This is a genomic window from uncultured Murdochiella sp., assembly GCF_902488755.1.
In the GTDB taxonomy this organism is placed as follows: Bacteria; Bacillota; Clostridia; order Tissierellales; family Peptoniphilaceae; genus Murdochiella.
In genome coordinates this window covers 1-16996 of the sequence record NZ_CABTXF010000029.1, presented here as the reverse complement: position 1 = coordinate 16996, position 16996 = coordinate 1, and the positions used below count along the sequence as shown (strand labels likewise).

The following is a 16996-nucleotide window of genomic DNA, read 5'->3' as shown; positions in this document are numbered from 1 at the left end:
TTGTGCGCCGTCGCCCTCTCCTGGTATCACAAAATCCGTTTTGGAGGAGACGGAGCCGTGAGCTCCCCCGCCTGCCTCTTGAATTGCCTTTTCAAGAGACGATCGCGTCCAACCATCAATCGTTCCGGTAATCACGATTTTCTTCTCTGCGAGCCACAGCGATTCCGCCGTCTTTTTCTCAGCATAGCGCAGTGTAATCCCTTCGGCAAGCAGCGCATCGATTGCCTGCGCAATGTGTTTGTCCCGGAAAAATTCAACAATATTGGCAGCCGTCGTTTCGCCGATGTCCGGAATGGTCATCAATTCTTCCGCTGAAGCCTTGCGCAAATCGGAAAAAGAAGCGAAATGCGCCGCCAAATCAGATGCGGTACGCTCGCCTACTTCAGGGATACCAAGAGCAAAAAGAAACGCAGCAAAACGGGGTTCTTTGGAAGCTTCAATGGCGTGAAGAAGATTCGCCGTTTTCTTTTCCTTAAAGCTCTCCAACCGCATCAAATCGTGTGCGGTTAGGCGATACAGATCCGCCATTTCATGAAAGCCGAAATCCAACAGCTTCTCCAAGGTTTTCTCGGAAAGCCCTTCAATATTCATCGCATTGCGGGACGCAAAATGCACGAGACGCGAAATCAGCTGCGGACGGCAAGAAAGTGAATTGGGGCAGTAAATATGCACACGATCGTAGATGAGCTCCGCACCGCAAGCCGGACAGTGGGTTGGTTTCCGAATGGCTTCCGTGTGTTCCTCCGGTGTTTCCAACGTTTCCAAAATCTCCGGAATCACCTCATTGGAACGGCGAATCTTAACCCGCGCATTCAAACGAACCCCTTTACGCAGAATATCATCGTAATTATTCAATGTCGCACGCGAAACCTGTACGCCGCCAATGTCCACAGGTTCCAACACCGCCGTAGGTGTTACTTTTCCGGTACGACCCACATTCCACTCCACCGCCTTCAACACCGTGACGACTTCCTGTGGCGGAAACTTAAAAGCAATCGCCCAGCGCGGAAACTTCGCCGTAAAGCCAAGCAACGCACGTGTGCGCAGGTCATTCACCTTAATGACAACGCCATCCGTTGCCACATCAATTTCCTCGCGCAAGGTCTCCACCTCGCGAATAGCGGAAAGCACTTCTTCCCCATTGTGACAGCGGCGCAAAAAGGGATGCACGCGAAAATGATTGTCCTGCAGGAAACGGAACATTTCTTCCTCGGTAGAAAATGGCGCATCGGCAAGTGGTTGCGCTACGTCGGATGCACCGTGATGCACGGCGCCTATTGTCTCCGCCGGTCGTTCCTTTGCTACCGAATGGCCGTCTTCTGCGGAATGTTCCTCCCCGTCCAGATAGCCCACCTGATAGAAAAACGCATCCAGATGGCGAGAAGCCGCTACCGAAGGATCTAAGGAACGAAGAGCGCCGGCTGCCGCATTACGTTCATTTTTCAATGGTTCTTCTGCATGTTCATTATAGCGACGAAGCGCCGAACGGGGCATGATACCTTCGCCCTGCACCTCCAACGTGCCCTTGAAAGGAATCATCAGCGGTATGGTCGGAATGGTGCGCACCTGCGAAAGAATTTCTTCCCCAATGGTTCCATTTCCACGAGAAGAAGCCATGACAAGAATGCCGTTACGATACGTCAGATTCACGGTCAGACCGTCGAATTTAAGCTCCGCAAAATATTCCGGCTTGGGAAGCGGTGCTTGTGGATTTTCGGCATTATAACGCGCAACTGCCGTTTCGACATCACCCAGCCACTTTCTCACCTCTTCCTCGGTCTTCGTTTTTCCTAAAGAAAAAAGGGGTGCCAGATGGCGATGCTTCATGAATTTTTGCAGAATCTCTCCGCCGACACGCTGGGTCGGTGATGCCGGCAGGACAACGCCCGTCTCTTTCTCCAGCGCAACAAGCGCATCATAGAGGACATCGTAATCCGCATCGCTCACCAGCGGATCATCCAACGTATAGTAATGCACATTCAAGCGATTCAGGCGTTCCACCAGCTCCTGCATCCGTTTTGCCGTGTTGGGATTCATGCCTTCCTCCTACCGTTTCTGCATAGGCGCAAGCGCCGCATTCAGCCGTTTTATGCCCTTTCCGTCAAACGCGACCGTCACCTCATCCCCGTTCGGCTGCGGAACCACCGAAATGACCGTCCCATGACCGAATTTCTTGTGCTGTACCGCATCTCCAACACGAAATTCGCTCGTAAGTTTTTTCTCTCTGCTCTTTTGCTGCTCCCGAATCCGTTCACGAAACGCTTTTCGTTTACGGTCGTATTCTTCCCGCAACTTCGGATCGGCGGTATTACTGCGACGGGCATAATTTCGGTCATAGACGTTCGTACGATCCAGCACGTCGGGAATATCCTCCGCCTCAATCTTTCCCTCCAACTCCTTGAGGAAAGAGGACGGCATAGCCGCCATGGGCGTGCCAAACACACGCCGACTCTCTGCCTGGGACAGATAGAGCGTGCGCTTCGCACGCGTCATCGCCACATAGAGCAGACGACGTTCTTCTTCCAAATTCCCTTCCTCCATCGACCGGCGGCTGGGAAAGAGCCCTTCTTCCAGACCAACGACGAAGACGACATCAAATTCCAATCCCTTTGCGGAATGAATCGTCAACAGATTGACGCCTTTTTCCTTTTCCTCCGTCTTGTCTAAATCCGAAAGGAGCGACAGACTTTGCAAGTACTCCACTAAGGACGGATCTTCCTCTTCTTCTTCATACAACGAAACCGCATCCAGAAAAGCGCCGACGTTTTCCATGCGCGTCCGATCTTCCACGGTTCCGCCGGATTCCAGCATGGCGCGATACCCCGTCTTTTCGTAAAGGTATTCCGTCCACTTGGTCAGCGGTAGTTCCTCGCGCTTTCGATTCAAATCGGAAAGCAAATCGGCAAAGCGCAATAACTTATTGCGTTGCGCAGGGGTGAGCATCCGTACGCTCTCTTCCTCCTGCAACGCCTGTAAAAGTGACATACCCATCGCATGCGCTTCTTCTCGCAGTTTCTGCACCGTCGCCTCGCCAATGCCGCGTTTGGGTTGATTCACAACGCGCGCGAAGGAAACGTCGTCCAGCGGATTAATGAGCAGATTCATGTAGGCGACCAAGTCTTTAATTTCTGCGCGATCGTAGAATTTTAAGCCGCCTATCACACGATAGGGAATGCCCTCACGAAGAAGCGCATCCTCAAACGGACGCGATTGCGCATTCGTGCGATAGAGAATTGCCATATTTTCCCATGCCACGCCGCGCTGCTGTTCCTCACGCAGTTTTGCAGCAACCAATGCCGCTTCCTCATTTTCACTTTGCACGCAACGAAAATGAACCGCTTCTCCCTCGCCGTTCGCCGTCCAGAGATTCTTGTCTTTTCGTTCCGTATTATGGGAAATCAGCTGGTTAGCGGCATCGAGAATGTGCGAGGTGGAACGATAGTTTTGCTCCAAAAGAATCGTTCGTGCGCCCGGAAAATCACGCTCGAAGGAAAGAATGTTTTGGATATCCGCACCGCGCCAACCGTAAATGGATTGATCCGCATCGCCCACGACACAGATGGCGGCATCTTTTCCGGTCAACAGACGAATCAGTTCATACTGCGGATGGTTGGTATCTTGATATTCATCGACGAAAATATGCGTGAATTTTTCCTGAAATTCCTGACGAACTCCCTCGTTTTGCAACACCTCGATGGCTTTCAAAATCAAATCGTCAAAATCCAACGCATTATTCTTCTTTTTTTCCGCCTCATAGCGCTGATAAACGCGACCAATGATTTTCTCTCGATCCATAGTCGCATTTTCCAACACTTCTTCCACGCCCACGCCGCGATTTTTATAATCCGAAATGCGCATAAGCACCATCTGCGGACGATAGTCCTGATTGACCTGCTGCTCTTTTAATAGCTGCTTCACGAGTGTGCGCTGATCCGCCGTATCGTAGATGGTAAAGTCTGAGCCGTAGCCTAAAATGCCGATTTCCTGCCGTAAAAGGCGCGCGCAGATGGAGTGGAAGGTTCCCATCCACATACCGCTCGTGCTTCTGCCTAACGTCTTCTCCACACGATCGCGCATCTCCTGCGCCGCTTTATTGGTAAAGGTAAATGCCAAAATATGCCAAGGCGCAACCGCTTTTTCTTCCAACAGGCGCACAATCTTCGTCGTCAGAACCCGTGTCTTGCCGGAACCGGCGCCTGCCAGAACAAGCAGCACTTTATCCTCCGCCAGTACCACTTCCCGCTGAGCGCAGTTAAGGTTTTCGTATTCCATACCCTCTCCTATATCGCGAAGCCCAGGAGGCTTTCCAACTTATCCCAGGAGGTATTAATGATCAGTTCTTCGGGGAAATGCAGTTCGCTCAACAACTCTTCCGCTAACGAAAACTGACCGACGCTGGTACTCATGTGCGCATCGCTGTTGACGATAATGGGCACTTCGTATTCTTTGCAAAGAGCGAGATAGCGGCGCTGATTCTTTTCCGCATTTCTACGGAAGCTATTTTCGTCCAAAGAAGAGCAATTGACTTCCATAGCCACGTGGTGCGTTTTACAGGCTTTCACCAGTGCTTCATAATCAATAGGATAACGATCATCATCCGGATGCCCAATGATATTAATCTGTGGATACCGTTTCAGCGCTTCCAAATACACCGGTGTAAAATCCGTAGCGCGCTTTTCGCCAAAATCAAATATATTGCCATGCAGCGACGCAATCACATAGTCGGTCGTACCGAGAAGGTCTTCTTCAAACAGATGCCCCTGCATATCGCAAAGATTCATCTCAATTCCACGCAAAATGCGAACACCCTCAAGATAGGGCGGAATGACGGTTAAATTCATCCAATACTCCGGCAGCGTTGTATGGGGCATTCCGTAGCCGTGATCGGAGACACCCAAAATTTCCAGTCCATTCTTTTTCGCCTCCCTGGCATTTTCGGTCAGGGTCGAATAGGCATGAATGCTTGCCATCGTATGGGTATGTAAATCCATCAAAGCGTGCATAACGCTCTCCTTTCTTTTCTACTTATAGTCCTAAATTGGGATCGGCTGCGAAATCAAGCGATGACGCGCCCCGTTCCCGATATTGATAATAACCGGCGCAACCAATCATTGCGGCGTTATCGGTACACAAAACAGCAGGAGGAACGAAAAAGCGACAATCGTGTTTCGCGCACATGGCGGACAGTGCTTCCTGCAAAGGACGGTTCGCCGCTACGCCGCCGGCAAGACAAAAGGTGCGCATTTTCGGCATCGATTCCAGCAAATGTTCTGCCTTTTGTACCAATACATCGATAACGGCCTGTTGGAAAGAGGCGGCGATATCTGCCACCGGAACGGGCAGATTCTGCTGTTCACGATGATGCACTTCATTGATTACCGCCGTTTTTAACCCACTGAAACTAAAGGCATAGCCGTCCTCTTTAGAAGACATCGCCCGCGGAAAAGCGAACGCCTGTGGATTTCCCTGTTCCGCAATACGCTGAATTTTAGGGCCTCCGGGATAGCCGAGTCCCAGCACACGAGATACTTTATCAAAACTCTCGCCTGCAGCGTCATCTACTGTGGAGCCGACCACCTCATAATGCGCATAATCGTTCACCACACAAAGATAGGTATGTCCGCCGGAAACCACCAAGCCAAGAAAAGGAGGTTCTAACTCCGGATGCGCTATATAATTCGCGCAAAGATGCCCTTCCATGTGGTTGACCCCCACAATGGGAATATGGCGTACATACGCCATGGCTTTTGCGGCGGAAATGCCCACCAACAACGCACCGACAAGCCCCGGACCGCGCGTAACCGCAATGAGATCCAGTTCTTCGGGCAGCACATGCGCTTCGGCAAGGACGGCCTCCAGCAGCGGATTGATCGCTTCAAGGTGTTTGCGCGAGGCAATCTCCGGCACAACCCCTCCAAAAAGAGCATGGTCCTTAATTTGGGACGAAATAATCTGGCTTAGCACCTTTCGTCCGTCACAGAGAACCGCAACGCTGGTCTCATCACAGGAAGACTCAATCGCCAAAATCCGCATGAAACACCTCCTCGTTCTTATTCTCCGTCTGCAACCGGCAGCGCATAATGAGCGCATCGGCCATTTCTTCCGCATAATACTGATGTCGTCTGCCCACCACGGCAAAGCCAAACAGCAGATACAACGCCATCGCCGCGCTGTTGTGCTCATTCACTTCGAGAAATGCCTCCTCGATACCCTTCTCTTTCGCATCGGCAAGAAATCGTTCTACGAGGCGTTTTCCCACTCCGCATTGCCGATATGCCTTCGCGACGGCAATACGATTCAAACTGGCTTCTCCTGCCACGTCGGAAGAGAAAAAATAGCCCAAAATGGTCGCATCCGCCTCTGCCACAATTGCCGTATTGCAGGGATGAACAAGCTCGCTTTTCAGTTGCTTTACTGTCCACGCTTTTTGAAATGCCTCGCGTTCGATCTGGTGAATCACCGGCAAATCTTGCTCGATCATCTTTCTTAGGCGAAACGCCGGTTTTATTCCTGTATACACGATTTCCGCCTTTCCTCATTAAGGGGAAGTGTTTCCACACTCGTAGAGGTTTCATTCCTCGGCGCACGACGCTCTCGGTCCAGCTCCGCCTGCGATTTTCGCTGATAGTTCGGAACCAGATGCAAGACATTGTCGCTCTCCCCTCTTGCAAGGCGGCAAGCGGCAATTTGCATCATCGCTGCAATAGGAGACAATGCCGCCGGAGATGAAAGCATCACGCTTTCTTGCGGAGAAAACGCATCGGAAAGCGCCCGATGGCGCACTATGCCTGCTCCTGCCCAACATAAAAAGGGAACCCCCTCACACGCCGGATGGGCGGATGCCTGTTCGGAAAGCAGAAAGGCGCGCAATTGCTCTTCTGTATATAAACCTTCCTCCAAAATGCGCTCCCATGCGCCGTCTTCCTCTATGCGATACGCCGAAGCAAACAAGCGATTGGCGCGCGCATCGATCACAGGAACGATTATATGCGCACGATGTTCCTGCTTTGCCGCAAACGCCAGCGCCTCTAACGAGGAAATGCCTATGATCGGACGATGCGTAAATTGCGCCATGGTCTTCATCATCGTAACCCCGATGCGCAAACCGGTAAACGAGCCGGGCCCGATGCCCACCACAAAAGCATCTGCCTCTGCGGCCGGAAGACCACTTTCCTGACACAGCGCATCCAGGACGCTAAGAAGCTCCTCTGCGCGCAGACGATCCTGTTCTACCACGGTTTGACGCAGGGGTTTTCCCGTTTCATAAATGGCAACTCCCGTAGCGCGCGTAGAGGTGTCCGCTCCTATCAGTCTCGCCATACGCTAACCTCCCTCGCTTCTCCCTCATTAACGGTGATCCGCACATGCACCATGCCATGCGGAAGATACCCATCGGCTTTTTCTGCCCATTCCAAAAAAGTTATAGCCCCCTCCGGATAAAAATAGGTCTCATAGTCCAAGTCTTCTAATTCTTTCGGCTCTTCCAGCCGGTAAAGATCCAGATGATACAAATCCAGATTCGGCGTTTGATAGTGATTAACCAGCGAAAAAGTCGGAGAAGACGCCGGACGGTTAGCGTCAAGCGCTTGCGCGATCCATTGCACTACCTGCGTTTTTCCCGCGCCCAGCGTTCCCTCTAACGAAACGACATCGCCCGAAGACAGCGTATGCGCAAAGCGTTCGCTCCATTCCCGCATCGCCTGTTTTGAGGTGATCTGCACGTGCGTCTCTCCTTTTCTATAAATACAGTACCATTTCCTAAGCAATAAAAAGAAGGTGCCCCGCAGGGCAACCTCTTCTCTTGTTTCTTTATTGTAATGCACTTGCTTCGACAGGTCTATTCTTTTTCCACCGCGAAGACTCCGACAACATAGTCCTTTTTTTCCTTTTCCCCGTGTTTATTATGACCAGCGCTTGAGAATGGGCGAAATACGCTTATAAAGCAGGAAGGTTACGACGCTTTCCAGAAACGTCTTTACCAGGTTGAACGGGAAAACGGAAAAGAGCATCAGCGTCATGTAGTTGGAAACCAACCCGTTCGCAGCGCCAATCTGCGTCGCAAGAACATCCAAATCCAACTGAATGGCCGCAGCATACGCCGGAAAAATAAAGAACGTGTTGGAGAGTACCGCGATACAGCTCATGGCTAAGGAACCGGCAAGTAAGCTAATTACAGCGCCTCGTTTGGTATGGGAACGGCGATAAATAATGGCAGATACCAAGACAAAAGTCGAACCGACGATCAAATTGGATAATTCACCAACCCCAACGGTCTCGGACGTAAATAATTTCAAAATATTCTTAACGAGCTGAATAAGAAAACCTGCCACCGGTCCCATGGCGAAACCGCCAATCAGTCCCGCTACATCTCCGAAATCCACTTTCATAAACGCCGGAGCAAAGGGCATCGGAATCTGAAACAATTCCATAATGACGAAACCCAGAGCACCCAAAGCACCGATTTTAACCATATTGCGAATGCGCGTCGCATCCTTTACCTGCTGTAGAAACGTTCTCGGCTCCGCCCATCCATTTACTTGTTTTGCTGTCGTATGTTGTGATTGCATATTCATTCCTTTCTATAATAGGGACTATGTAATGGCTTCTGTCCGCGAAAAGAATGATATCGGTTTAACAACCTCTGCCATTATAAACGATTCATTTCGTTCTGTACAGTACAAACGAGAAATATGGTAGACTGTTCCCATTACAGGAGGGACATTCATGGGTTCGATCACCTTTCAACTGATGGTCATCACCATCATCTCCAAATTTACAGGACTCATTCGCGAAGTCAGCTTCGCGAAGTTTTTTGGTACCGGCACGGTCACGGATATCTACGTCGTTTCGGAGAGCATCACCGCCATGGCGTTCAGTTTTCTCTTTATGTCCATCCAAACGACGTTTATACCGATGTACAACAAAGTCTTGACCAACAGCGGTCGTCGAGAAGCGGATCGCTTCACTTCCAATTTGACCAACACCATCGTTCTGCTTGCCGCCATCATCTCCGCGGTTGGATTTCTGTTCATGCCGCAGATTATGCGCCTCGTAGCTGCCGGCTTTCAGGGCGAAAAGTTCGATCAAGCCGTGCTTTTCACGCGCATTGTTCTCTTCCGCATCCTTTTCTCGGCGCTTAACGGTGCGTTTATCAGCTATCTAAACAACTACAATAACTTTTTAACACCGGCGACTACAGGTATCATCATGAATGTCGTGATGATTTTCTTCTCCTATCTCACGGCAAAGACGGGAAATCTCCTGCTTCTTGCCTTCGGCAGTATTTTCGGCGTTGCCGTGCAATATATGTTTTTTCCGGGTGCTCTTCGCCGCACAGGCTATCGCCATCAATTTCTGCTGCAACCAAACGCCCCTGCCATTCGAGAATCGCTTGCCATCGCCATTCCTGCCATGTTCTCCATTCTGGTCAATGACATCTCCATCATCGTGGATAAAGCCATTGCCACGTCCATCGTGCCAAACGGCGGTGCGTCAGCGCTGAATTACGCCAATATGATTTTTATGATGGTGGAAGGTGTTGTCATCGTTTCCATTGTTACCGCTTCCTATCCCGGCATGTCGCGCGCCGCACAACAGGACGATCTTCGCCCCTTTAAGCGTGTCATTCATCATTCGCTGGTACATGGCATGGTGTTAATTATCCCTGCTGTTGTCGGCATGATGCTCTTTTCACAGCCCATCGTTCGTTTATTCTATGAACGCGATCAATTTACAGCGACCTCCACGCTGATGACCGCCGGTGCTCTGTTCTGGTATACGCCGGGGCTCATCGGACTGTTGTGTTCACAGGTTTTTATTCGCGCCTTCTATGCGCTGCACGATACCAAAACGCCGCTTCTCATCTCGGCGGTACAAGTTGCCGTGGACATTACACTGAATTTTATCTTGTCCCATTTCTTCGGACTGAACGGTCTTGCCGCCGCTACCGCCACAGGCAATCTCGTTGGCGCCGTCATTCTGGGATGGGTCTTACGTAAAAAATGTGGTCGTTTGGAATTTCGATCTCTTTTCCGCTCCGTTGTCAAAGTCGTTGCCGCTTCTGCCATAATGGGTTTTCTCACGCTTTTCGTCTTTCATGGACTGGCACCGGCAAAAGAAACGATTCGGCTTCTTCTGACCGTTTTGGTTGGTGCCCTGGTTTATCTGGTCGTCATTCTCTTTGCACAAATTCCTGAGGTGCGCCGGCTGGTCAATCAAGCCTACCATCGGTTACATCGCCACAAAGCGCGCCACCGCAACTAATCGTTAGCCTAAAAAATAGAGACACCGCAAAAAAAGCGGTGTCTCTTTTGATGTGCATTTTTAGTATTCTAAGCGCATCGGCGCACTTCGTTTTTTATAAACTATCTTTGACATGCTGCTGGAAATGCCAAGCCGAAGCGCAGGCTTCTTCAATGCTGTGCGTCGCTTTCCACTCCAATTCCTTTTCCGCTTTTGAGGGATCCGCCACAACCGTATCGATATCCCCCGGACGCCGATCGGTGACAACATAAGGAATGGTCAGATGACTCGCCTGCTCAAATGCATGAACCAGTTCCAGCACACTCGTGCCTTTTCCCGTCCCCAAATTAAAGGCATGCGCGCCGGGACGATTTGCCATCTTTTCCAAGGCAGCAACGTGACCCAATGCCAAATCGACGACATGCAGATAATCACGTACGCCTGTACCGTCCGGTGTAGCATAGTCGTCGCCAAAAACGCTGAGCTTCTCTCTCGTGCCGTCCGCCACCTGACAAATATACGGTAACAGGTTGTTCGGAATGCCAACCGGACGTTCGCCCAGCAGTCCCGAATCATGTGCGCCGATGGGATTAAAATAGCGCAGGAGAATCGCTGAAAAGCTCGGATCCGCCGTCGCGTAGTCCGTAAGAATGCGTTCAATCATCAGCTTTGTCCAACCATACGGATTCGTAGCAGCCAGGCGCATTTCTTCTCGAAACGGACTGGTATTCTCCGGAGAATACACTGTCGCCGACGAGCTGAAAACCATTTGGTGAACATTGTGCTTTTTCATCGCTTCCAGCAAGACCAATGTACTCAGAAGATTGTTATGATAATACATCAAAGGCTTGCGAACGGACTCTCCCACCGCCTTATAGCCAGCAAAGTGAATCACACAATCCACTTTATGCGAAGAAAAGATTTTTTCCATTGCTTCGGCATCCGCACAATCCGCAATATAGGTCGTCAACTTTTTGCCCGTGATTTTTTCTATGCGTAACTGTACATCGGCATCTGCATTATACAGGTTATCGACCACTACCACGTCGTGATGGCGTTTTACCAATTCTACGACCGTATGCGAACCAATATAGCCCAAGCCGCCACTAACCAAGACGTTCATTTTTTCCTCCTTCATCTTCTTTCATTAAAAAGAGCCCACCGGCAACTTCGTTACCTGCGGGCTCCTGCCTTTCGTATATTAATTGACACCGTAGAACACTTCCATGGTCAGCCCTTCATTGCTAATCAGAGAAGCATCCTCCACCCCTACATAGTAGAAAATGGTGGGATCGGCACGATAGCCCGTAATGGATTCGCTGCCTTTCGGATAACGCAATACAAAACCATATTCTTGCGCGTGCGCTTTCAACCACTGAAACTGCTTGGTGTTCTCAAAATGATTTTCGATGCGCGGATCGGTATTCGGCGCATTGAACTGTACGCCGTAACCCGTCTGAAACACCGTATGCCCCGGTTGCGGAACATTGGCGGGATTTCCGCGAAGAACCAACTCTTTCTTTTCTTCTTCTGCTCCGCGATAGGTCGTTGCCACTTTCACTTGCAAGCCGTCGCGCTGCATGGCTTCCAACATGACCTTCAGTCCTGCTTTGGCATCCGGATGAAACACCGTTTCGTAGTTTTCGGGAAGGCGATAGGTCGAATTGACAATCACTTTTCCTTCTACGGTCTTACACAGCGTTGCGTCGCTAATCATCGCCAAATCTACGTTTCGAACATAGCCTGTACGACCCTTGCTGACCACTTTTGTCCATTCGCCGTTTGTCCCATAGGTTTCCACGGTCGTTCCGGCAGCAAGAGGGGCAACAACATGCGATTTGGTGGAATCGCGCGTAAACATCGTGGTATCGCGATTTACCTGTAAAAAAGTATCCAAGCGGTCAATATAACCGTCATGCTGCTCTTTTTCCTGCGGTCTTTCCTGTTTTTGCTGTTCAATCTCCACGCGGGTTTTGTATTCTACGGAGACAGACGCACTATCTTTCGCCTCCGCCTGCGTATCCTGCACCAACTGCGCAGAGTTCGCCAACGCTGCATGGGTATCAATTGCGCTGGAACGGTTCATAAAATGACGGAGCATAAAGCTGCCGGATAACAGCAACAGTACTCCGGCGCAAACGCCAAAAAGCACGCTCCGTTTGTGACGACGACGATGAAGAGCTTGACGTCGTTTATGACGCGCTCTATAGCGTTTCTCTATTGACTGATCGTTTCTCATCGACACACCTCTATGTTCTTCCGCCATTCATCAGCGATCTTCCTGTTTCGTTCAGGATGAAATCGTATGAAAACGGTATCCCCCTGTTATTCCTTTTACACTACAAGTATTATAACGAACGCTTTACGGATGTTCAAGACACTTTGAGAAAAAAAACGCGAAAATAGCGAAATTTTCTGCTAATGAATGTGTTTTCTTTGCTTTATTCCACCACATGTTGTGGAATCATAGAAAGGCGAAAACGAACAAAGCGTTTCTGTTTATTGGATATTATTTCGTTTGTAAACCTTTTCATTTTTGCTTACTGAATAGTCATTCAGTATTGTTTCATTTTCACACGGTTCTCGTCAACAAAACAAAGGGATACTTGCCCTCAAATCGCTTATAGGCTTCTTCCGCCTGCTCCATGGTTTCATATAAACCGAACATCGTCGGACCGCTGCCACTCATGAGTGCTGCCAAAGCACCAGATTCACGCAGTTGACTCTTAATCTCCAACAGTTTAGGAATGGATTCAAAAGAGACGCTCTCCATTTGATTCTGCATCATGGTATATGCCTTGAGATTATCAAACTGCAGCAAGTCTATCATTTTCGATACCGGAATGGTTCCGTTGAGTTCCACGTGATCATAGACATAACGCGAGCTGATGGTATCCCCCGTGTTAATGAGCAGCACCGGCTTTTGCGAAAAATTAGGCAGAGGCGTAAGGACATTTCCCCTTCCCTGTGCGCGCTGCGTACCGCCTTGAATAAAAAACGCCGTATCCGAATCAATCGTTCCGGCGACTTCGATTAATTCTTCCTCCGTAAGGTTCAAATTCCATAGACGATTTAAGCCGACCAGCATTGCCGCTGCATCCGCGCTTCCTCCTCCCAAGCCAGCGGAAAGAGGGATGCGCTTTTCCAGCTCAACGATGACAGAATCGTCTGTAACTCTGTCGCGAAGAGCATCCCAAGCCTTATATATCAAGTTGTTTTCATCCAACTTAAGATGCGGATGGTCACAAAATAGCACAAAGCCTCCGCGTCCATTTTCTATGGTGAGGGTATCATGCAATGCAATCTCCTGCATTACGCCATCTAAGTCGTGATACCCATCTTCGCGCACAGCGACGATGTCTAACGCCAGATTTATTTTTGCATTGGCTTGCAGCTCCAATTCCATGCCATCCTCCGTTGTCATTTTTCCTTGTTTCTTGCGTTTATCCTTCGTTTGTTCTCTACAAACAATAACGAAAAAAAGAGCTCTGTCGAGCCCTTTTCTCTCAATACACCGTCAGCTTTACGGTAGAGGTCAGAACATCCGTATACGTGTACGATACGGTTCGCTCCATATCAAAAGCATTCGATATCCGCACAGTAAAGACATCGTCAAACGCATTTTCAATAATGCCCTCTTTTGTGACAATGCGCTTTCGCCCTTTATCCGCGCGCACAACCACAGTGCGTCCGATATTTTGCTCGACCTCACTGCGGATGGCTTGAATTAAACTGTTTTCTTGCATACCACACCCGCCTTCCTGCTCTGGGTACAAATAGCATTTTGATTATACAGGAAAAGGTTCATTTATGCAAATCTCGTTTTTGAGCAGACTCCTTTTTCGTTTAGATGTACAACGGATTATAGAACAGGAAGAAAAGGTACAACAAATCACAGCTCAATAAGAGCATCGTAAACATCTTTTTCAATCCGATAGTGTTCAATAAAAATAACAATCTTATCCATAAATAATGGCTCAATTGCTTTCAGTATCTTTTGATAAGTTTGATGATCTAAAGAGTTAGAAAGCTCGTCAAAAATCAAAACATCACTGTCCTCTTTGGCAAGACAAATTGCCAAAAGAAGCCGTTTTCTCTCGCCACCGGATAGTTTATTACCATTGTCGCCAATATCGTCCTGAATTCGGTTGCACACCTCGGTTAAGCAACAAATTTCCTTCAGATGCGCAAGTTGAGTTTCTGTCATCTTTGGATTTGCAAAACAAATATTCTCGTCAATCGTTGCGTTGAACAAGAAGCCATCCTGTGCCAAAAAAGAAACACGAGTAGGAATACACCCTCTTACTTCCCGTTTGTCTGGTGAAACATAGACGACACTTCCTATCTGCGGTGACAAGTAACCAGCAAGCAGATTAACCAATGTACTCTTTCCGCTTCCCGTTTCGCCAACAATGCAATACGTTTTTCCACGAGTAAATTCATAGTTGAAATCCGATAGGATCCATTTTCCTTCGTAACCAAAGGTGATGTGTTCTGCCCGAATTGCGCAAATTCTCGTACTCTCTCTGTTTCGTTCATATCCTTTTAAGTTCAAAATCTTTTGGATGCGTTGATTAGATATGTTTAATTTGACCATCTTCTGTTGCGTTTCTATCAATTGTAACAGCGGATCGACCAACATGTGATTATACATTACCAGTGCTAATAGGCCACCAAACGTAATATAACCGTAGAGAACAAAAATCGCAGACACTAACATAATAATTCCTATCGTAACCATATAAAGCGTACCAACGACAAAATTACCGAAGTTCTCAATCTTGCTCTGTTTGATGTTCACTAAGCAAAGGCGATTTGAGATAGATTTTATCTTTTGGAAGTAGCTCCCATTCCTATCAAAGAGTTTGATGTGCTTGATACCTCGAATACCTTCCCCGAATAGTTTCCAACTCTGCTCTGTAATCTCCCTCTGCATATCAAGATTCTTCTCCGTCATTTTTACCATTTGGTTGGAACAAAAAGATGATACAAGCCCCAAGGGAATGATAATAAGCGATAAATAGAGGCTGATCGTAGACATGAACCAAAAACCAATGAAGAAGTTGATAATCGAGACAACTCCCATTACAGTGGTAGAATAATAGTTTTCAGATATAAAATGTGTGTCCTCAATAATTTTACTGGACAACTGCCCAAAATCTTCTTTTTTATAGCTAATCTCATCCGCTTCCAGAATAGCACAGAAAATCTGTTGCCTCGTTTTCTCAGCATACTGGTTCTGATACTTATCACAAATATAGTTATAAAGTGCGTAAAAAAGCTGATTCAGCAGCTGCATCAACATATATAGGGTTCCATAGATGATAATGTGGAATATCGCATCATTCGTTGCGACAGAATCTATGGAGTCTATCAGCTTTTGAATAAAAAAGACGGGAATAAAAGCTGAAAAACTGTAAGCAAGAATAAAAATCAATAAAAACAAAAATCGCTTTGCGCCCATTGTTTTTAGTATAGTTTTCATAATCCTTCCTCCCGATAATAAGATGCCAAAGAATAAACTAAAGATCACTTTGAATACTTTTCACAAAGATAGAATTGACCACTTGCATATAATCCAGCCATGATCAGCTTATACTGCAATTTCTCTCGAGCCGAACATTGTTGATAAGTCTCCAATGGATTATAATTATTCACATTATGATCAGAGCAAAGACGATACCTCGCTCCTGTACCATGGTTCACAAAATAGCTAAAACCTTGGTGACTGAAAAATGCATAATCGTTAGACTTCTTTACCAAACACTTAAGAAGAACTGAAAAACACTGTTCAGCTTGATGCAACACGAAATTGCAAATATGGAATTGTTCCATGTTACAGTTAATTTCACAGAGTATACAACGATCATTGAAAATACAATCCCTTGTGCAAAGCTTTCTATTCACATGTGGAAATACGGCGTTTCTTATTTGATACTTGTCCTTAAAAAAAGAACTAGGGCTGCATAAATACAGTTTATTCGTAGCGGAGTAGTATAATTTACTCTCACTACAATCCCATTTGGGTATTACTACATCTGATAGATTTTCACCCAATAATAATTGTAACCACCATAAACCGATCGGGGGCAAGTCTAGTTGAATCGCTTTCCCGACCATATTGGCGTTTTGAACAAGAATCTTCAATTTTTCAAATAGAAAATTACCATCCATATCCTTCCGAATGAAGTTCTTCTCCGCATTCCCTTTATAAAACAACGAGGAAATCAAAAGACAATCACAGTCATCTACAAGAAAGGGCAGAAGTTCAATATGACATAAATTTTTTTGTGTCATTACGCAGGCAAGATTAAGCGCAATATTCGTAGCGTCGGTCTTAAACTTCCGAAGGTTAGACACCACCTCCGCAAACGTCCCTCTCCCACGTATAGCATCATTGTCCTCTTCATTCCCCCCATCTACACTCACGGTAATTTGGTCGAGATTTGGATACATGCGCAGTTTATCAATCATTCCTTCATCTAGGTAAACACCATTGGTATTGATAGATACCAAAATCGCTTTTTTTAACGCATAATTTAATACCTCAAATAGATGTAAGGACATGAGAGGTTCGCCCCCCAACAAATGAAATCTATTAAACTCATAACCAGATTGTAGAGATACAATTGATGTGAGACCAAGAAGAAAAAAACATAGAGAGAAGTCCTGTACAATAAAAGTGCCAACCAAACAAAGAAAGGAAACGCTATTAAAATAAATCAAATCGGTTGCCTATGTAGACCTTGGGATG

At 47.6% G+C, this 16996-nt stretch carries 15 protein-coding genes; 1 reads left to right on the top strand and 14 read right to left on the bottom strand.

Annotated elements, in window-relative coordinates; translation table 11 throughout:
* The 8 genes from ligA to RDL68_RS04300 all read right to left on the bottom strand — a co-directional run.
* The coding region (gene ligA / locus RDL68_RS04335) for an NAD-dependent DNA ligase LigA (protein WP_308540453.1) at positions 1-2037 on the bottom strand (2037 nt) is incomplete at its 3' end.
* A 9-nt stretch (positions 2038-2046) separates the two neighbouring features.
* Entirely contained in the window at positions 2047-4272 is a 2226-nt protein-coding gene (locus RDL68_RS04330; protein WP_308540452.1) for a UvrD-helicase domain-containing protein, read from the bottom strand.
* 8 nt (positions 4273-4280) lie between these two features.
* The gene (locus RDL68_RS04325; RefSeq protein ID WP_308540451.1) at positions 4281-4991 is read right to left on the bottom strand and encodes a phosphatase; all 711 of its coding nucleotides are present in this window, start codon (positions 4989-4991) and stop codon (positions 4281-4283) included.
* A 34-nt stretch (positions 4992-5025) separates the two neighbouring features.
* Positions 5026-6033: a tRNA (adenosine(37)-N6)-threonylcarbamoyltransferase complex transferase subunit TsaD gene (gene tsaD / locus RDL68_RS04320; RefSeq protein WP_308540450.1), complete on the bottom strand. Its 1008-nt coding sequence runs from the start codon at positions 6031-6033 to the stop codon at positions 5026-5028.
* On the bottom strand, positions 6014-6481 hold the full coding sequence (gene rimI, locus RDL68_RS04315) for a ribosomal protein S18-alanine N-acetyltransferase (protein WP_308540449.1): 468 nt from the start codon (positions 6479-6481) through the stop codon (positions 6014-6016). The genes tsaD and rimI overlap by 20 nt, the downstream gene beginning before the upstream one ends.
* Before the next feature lie 23 nt (positions 6482-6504).
* The gene (gene tsaB / locus RDL68_RS04310; RefSeq protein WP_308540448.1) at positions 6505-7320 is read right to left on the bottom strand and encodes a tRNA (adenosine(37)-N6)-threonylcarbamoyltransferase complex dimerization subunit type 1 TsaB; all 816 of its coding nucleotides are present in this window, start codon (positions 7318-7320) and stop codon (positions 6505-6507) included.
* Entirely contained in the window at positions 7308-7721 is a 414-nt protein-coding gene (gene tsaE, locus RDL68_RS04305) for a tRNA (adenosine(37)-N6)-threonylcarbamoyltransferase complex ATPase subunit type 1 TsaE (protein ID WP_308540447.1), read from the bottom strand. The genes tsaB and tsaE overlap by 13 nt, the downstream gene beginning before the upstream one ends.
* A 180-nt stretch (positions 7722-7901) precedes the next feature.
* The gene (locus tag RDL68_RS04300; RefSeq protein WP_308540446.1) at positions 7902-8567 is read right to left on the bottom strand and encodes an ECF transporter S component; all 666 of its coding nucleotides are present in this window, start codon (positions 8565-8567) and stop codon (positions 7902-7904) included.
* A gap of 157 nt (positions 8568-8724) precedes the next feature.
* On the opposite strand from RDL68_RS04300, the gene murJ reads away from it, so the two are divergent.
* Positions 8725-10263, top strand: coding sequence for a murein biosynthesis integral membrane protein MurJ (murJ, locus tag RDL68_RS04295; RefSeq protein WP_308540445.1), 1539 nt, complete (start codon positions 8725-8727; stop codon positions 10261-10263).
* A 94-nt stretch (positions 10264-10357) separates the two neighbouring features.
* Here the strand turns inward: murJ and galE are convergent, their stop codons facing one another.
* The 6 genes from galE to RDL68_RS04265 all read right to left on the bottom strand — a co-directional run bounded on the left by galE (position 10358) and on the right by RDL68_RS04265 (position 16935).
* The gene (galE, locus tag RDL68_RS04290) at positions 10358-11365 is read right to left on the bottom strand and encodes a UDP-glucose 4-epimerase GalE (protein ID WP_308540444.1); all 1008 of its coding nucleotides are present in this window, start codon (positions 11363-11365) and stop codon (positions 10358-10360) included.
* 78 nt (positions 11366-11443) lie between these two features.
* A complete protein-coding gene (locus RDL68_RS04285) occupies positions 11444-12481 on the bottom strand; it encodes a M15 family metallopeptidase (protein ID WP_308540443.1) in 1038 nt (345 codons plus the stop codon).
* A 333-nt stretch (positions 12482-12814) separates the two neighbouring features.
* Complete coding sequence (gene ispE / locus RDL68_RS04280; protein ID WP_308540442.1) at positions 12815-13666, bottom strand: 4-(cytidine 5'-diphospho)-2-C-methyl-D-erythritol kinase; 852 nt, start codon at positions 13664-13666, stop codon at positions 12815-12817.
* Between the two features lie 82 nt (positions 13667-13748).
* A complete protein-coding gene (locus RDL68_RS04275) occupies positions 13749-13988 on the bottom strand; it encodes a Veg family protein (protein ID WP_066924761.1) in 240 nt (79 codons plus the stop codon).
* A 146-nt stretch (positions 13989-14134) separates the two neighbouring features.
* Positions 14135-15727: an ABC transporter ATP-binding protein gene (locus tag RDL68_RS04270; RefSeq protein ID WP_308540441.1), complete on the bottom strand. Its 1593-nt coding sequence runs from the start codon at positions 15725-15727 to the stop codon at positions 14135-14137.
* A gap of 44 nt (positions 15728-15771) precedes the next feature.
* On the bottom strand, positions 15772-16935 hold the full coding sequence (locus RDL68_RS04265) for a radical SAM protein (protein WP_374042590.1): 1164 nt from the start codon (positions 16933-16935) through the stop codon (positions 15772-15774).
* Positions 16936-16996: the final 61 nt, after the last annotated feature.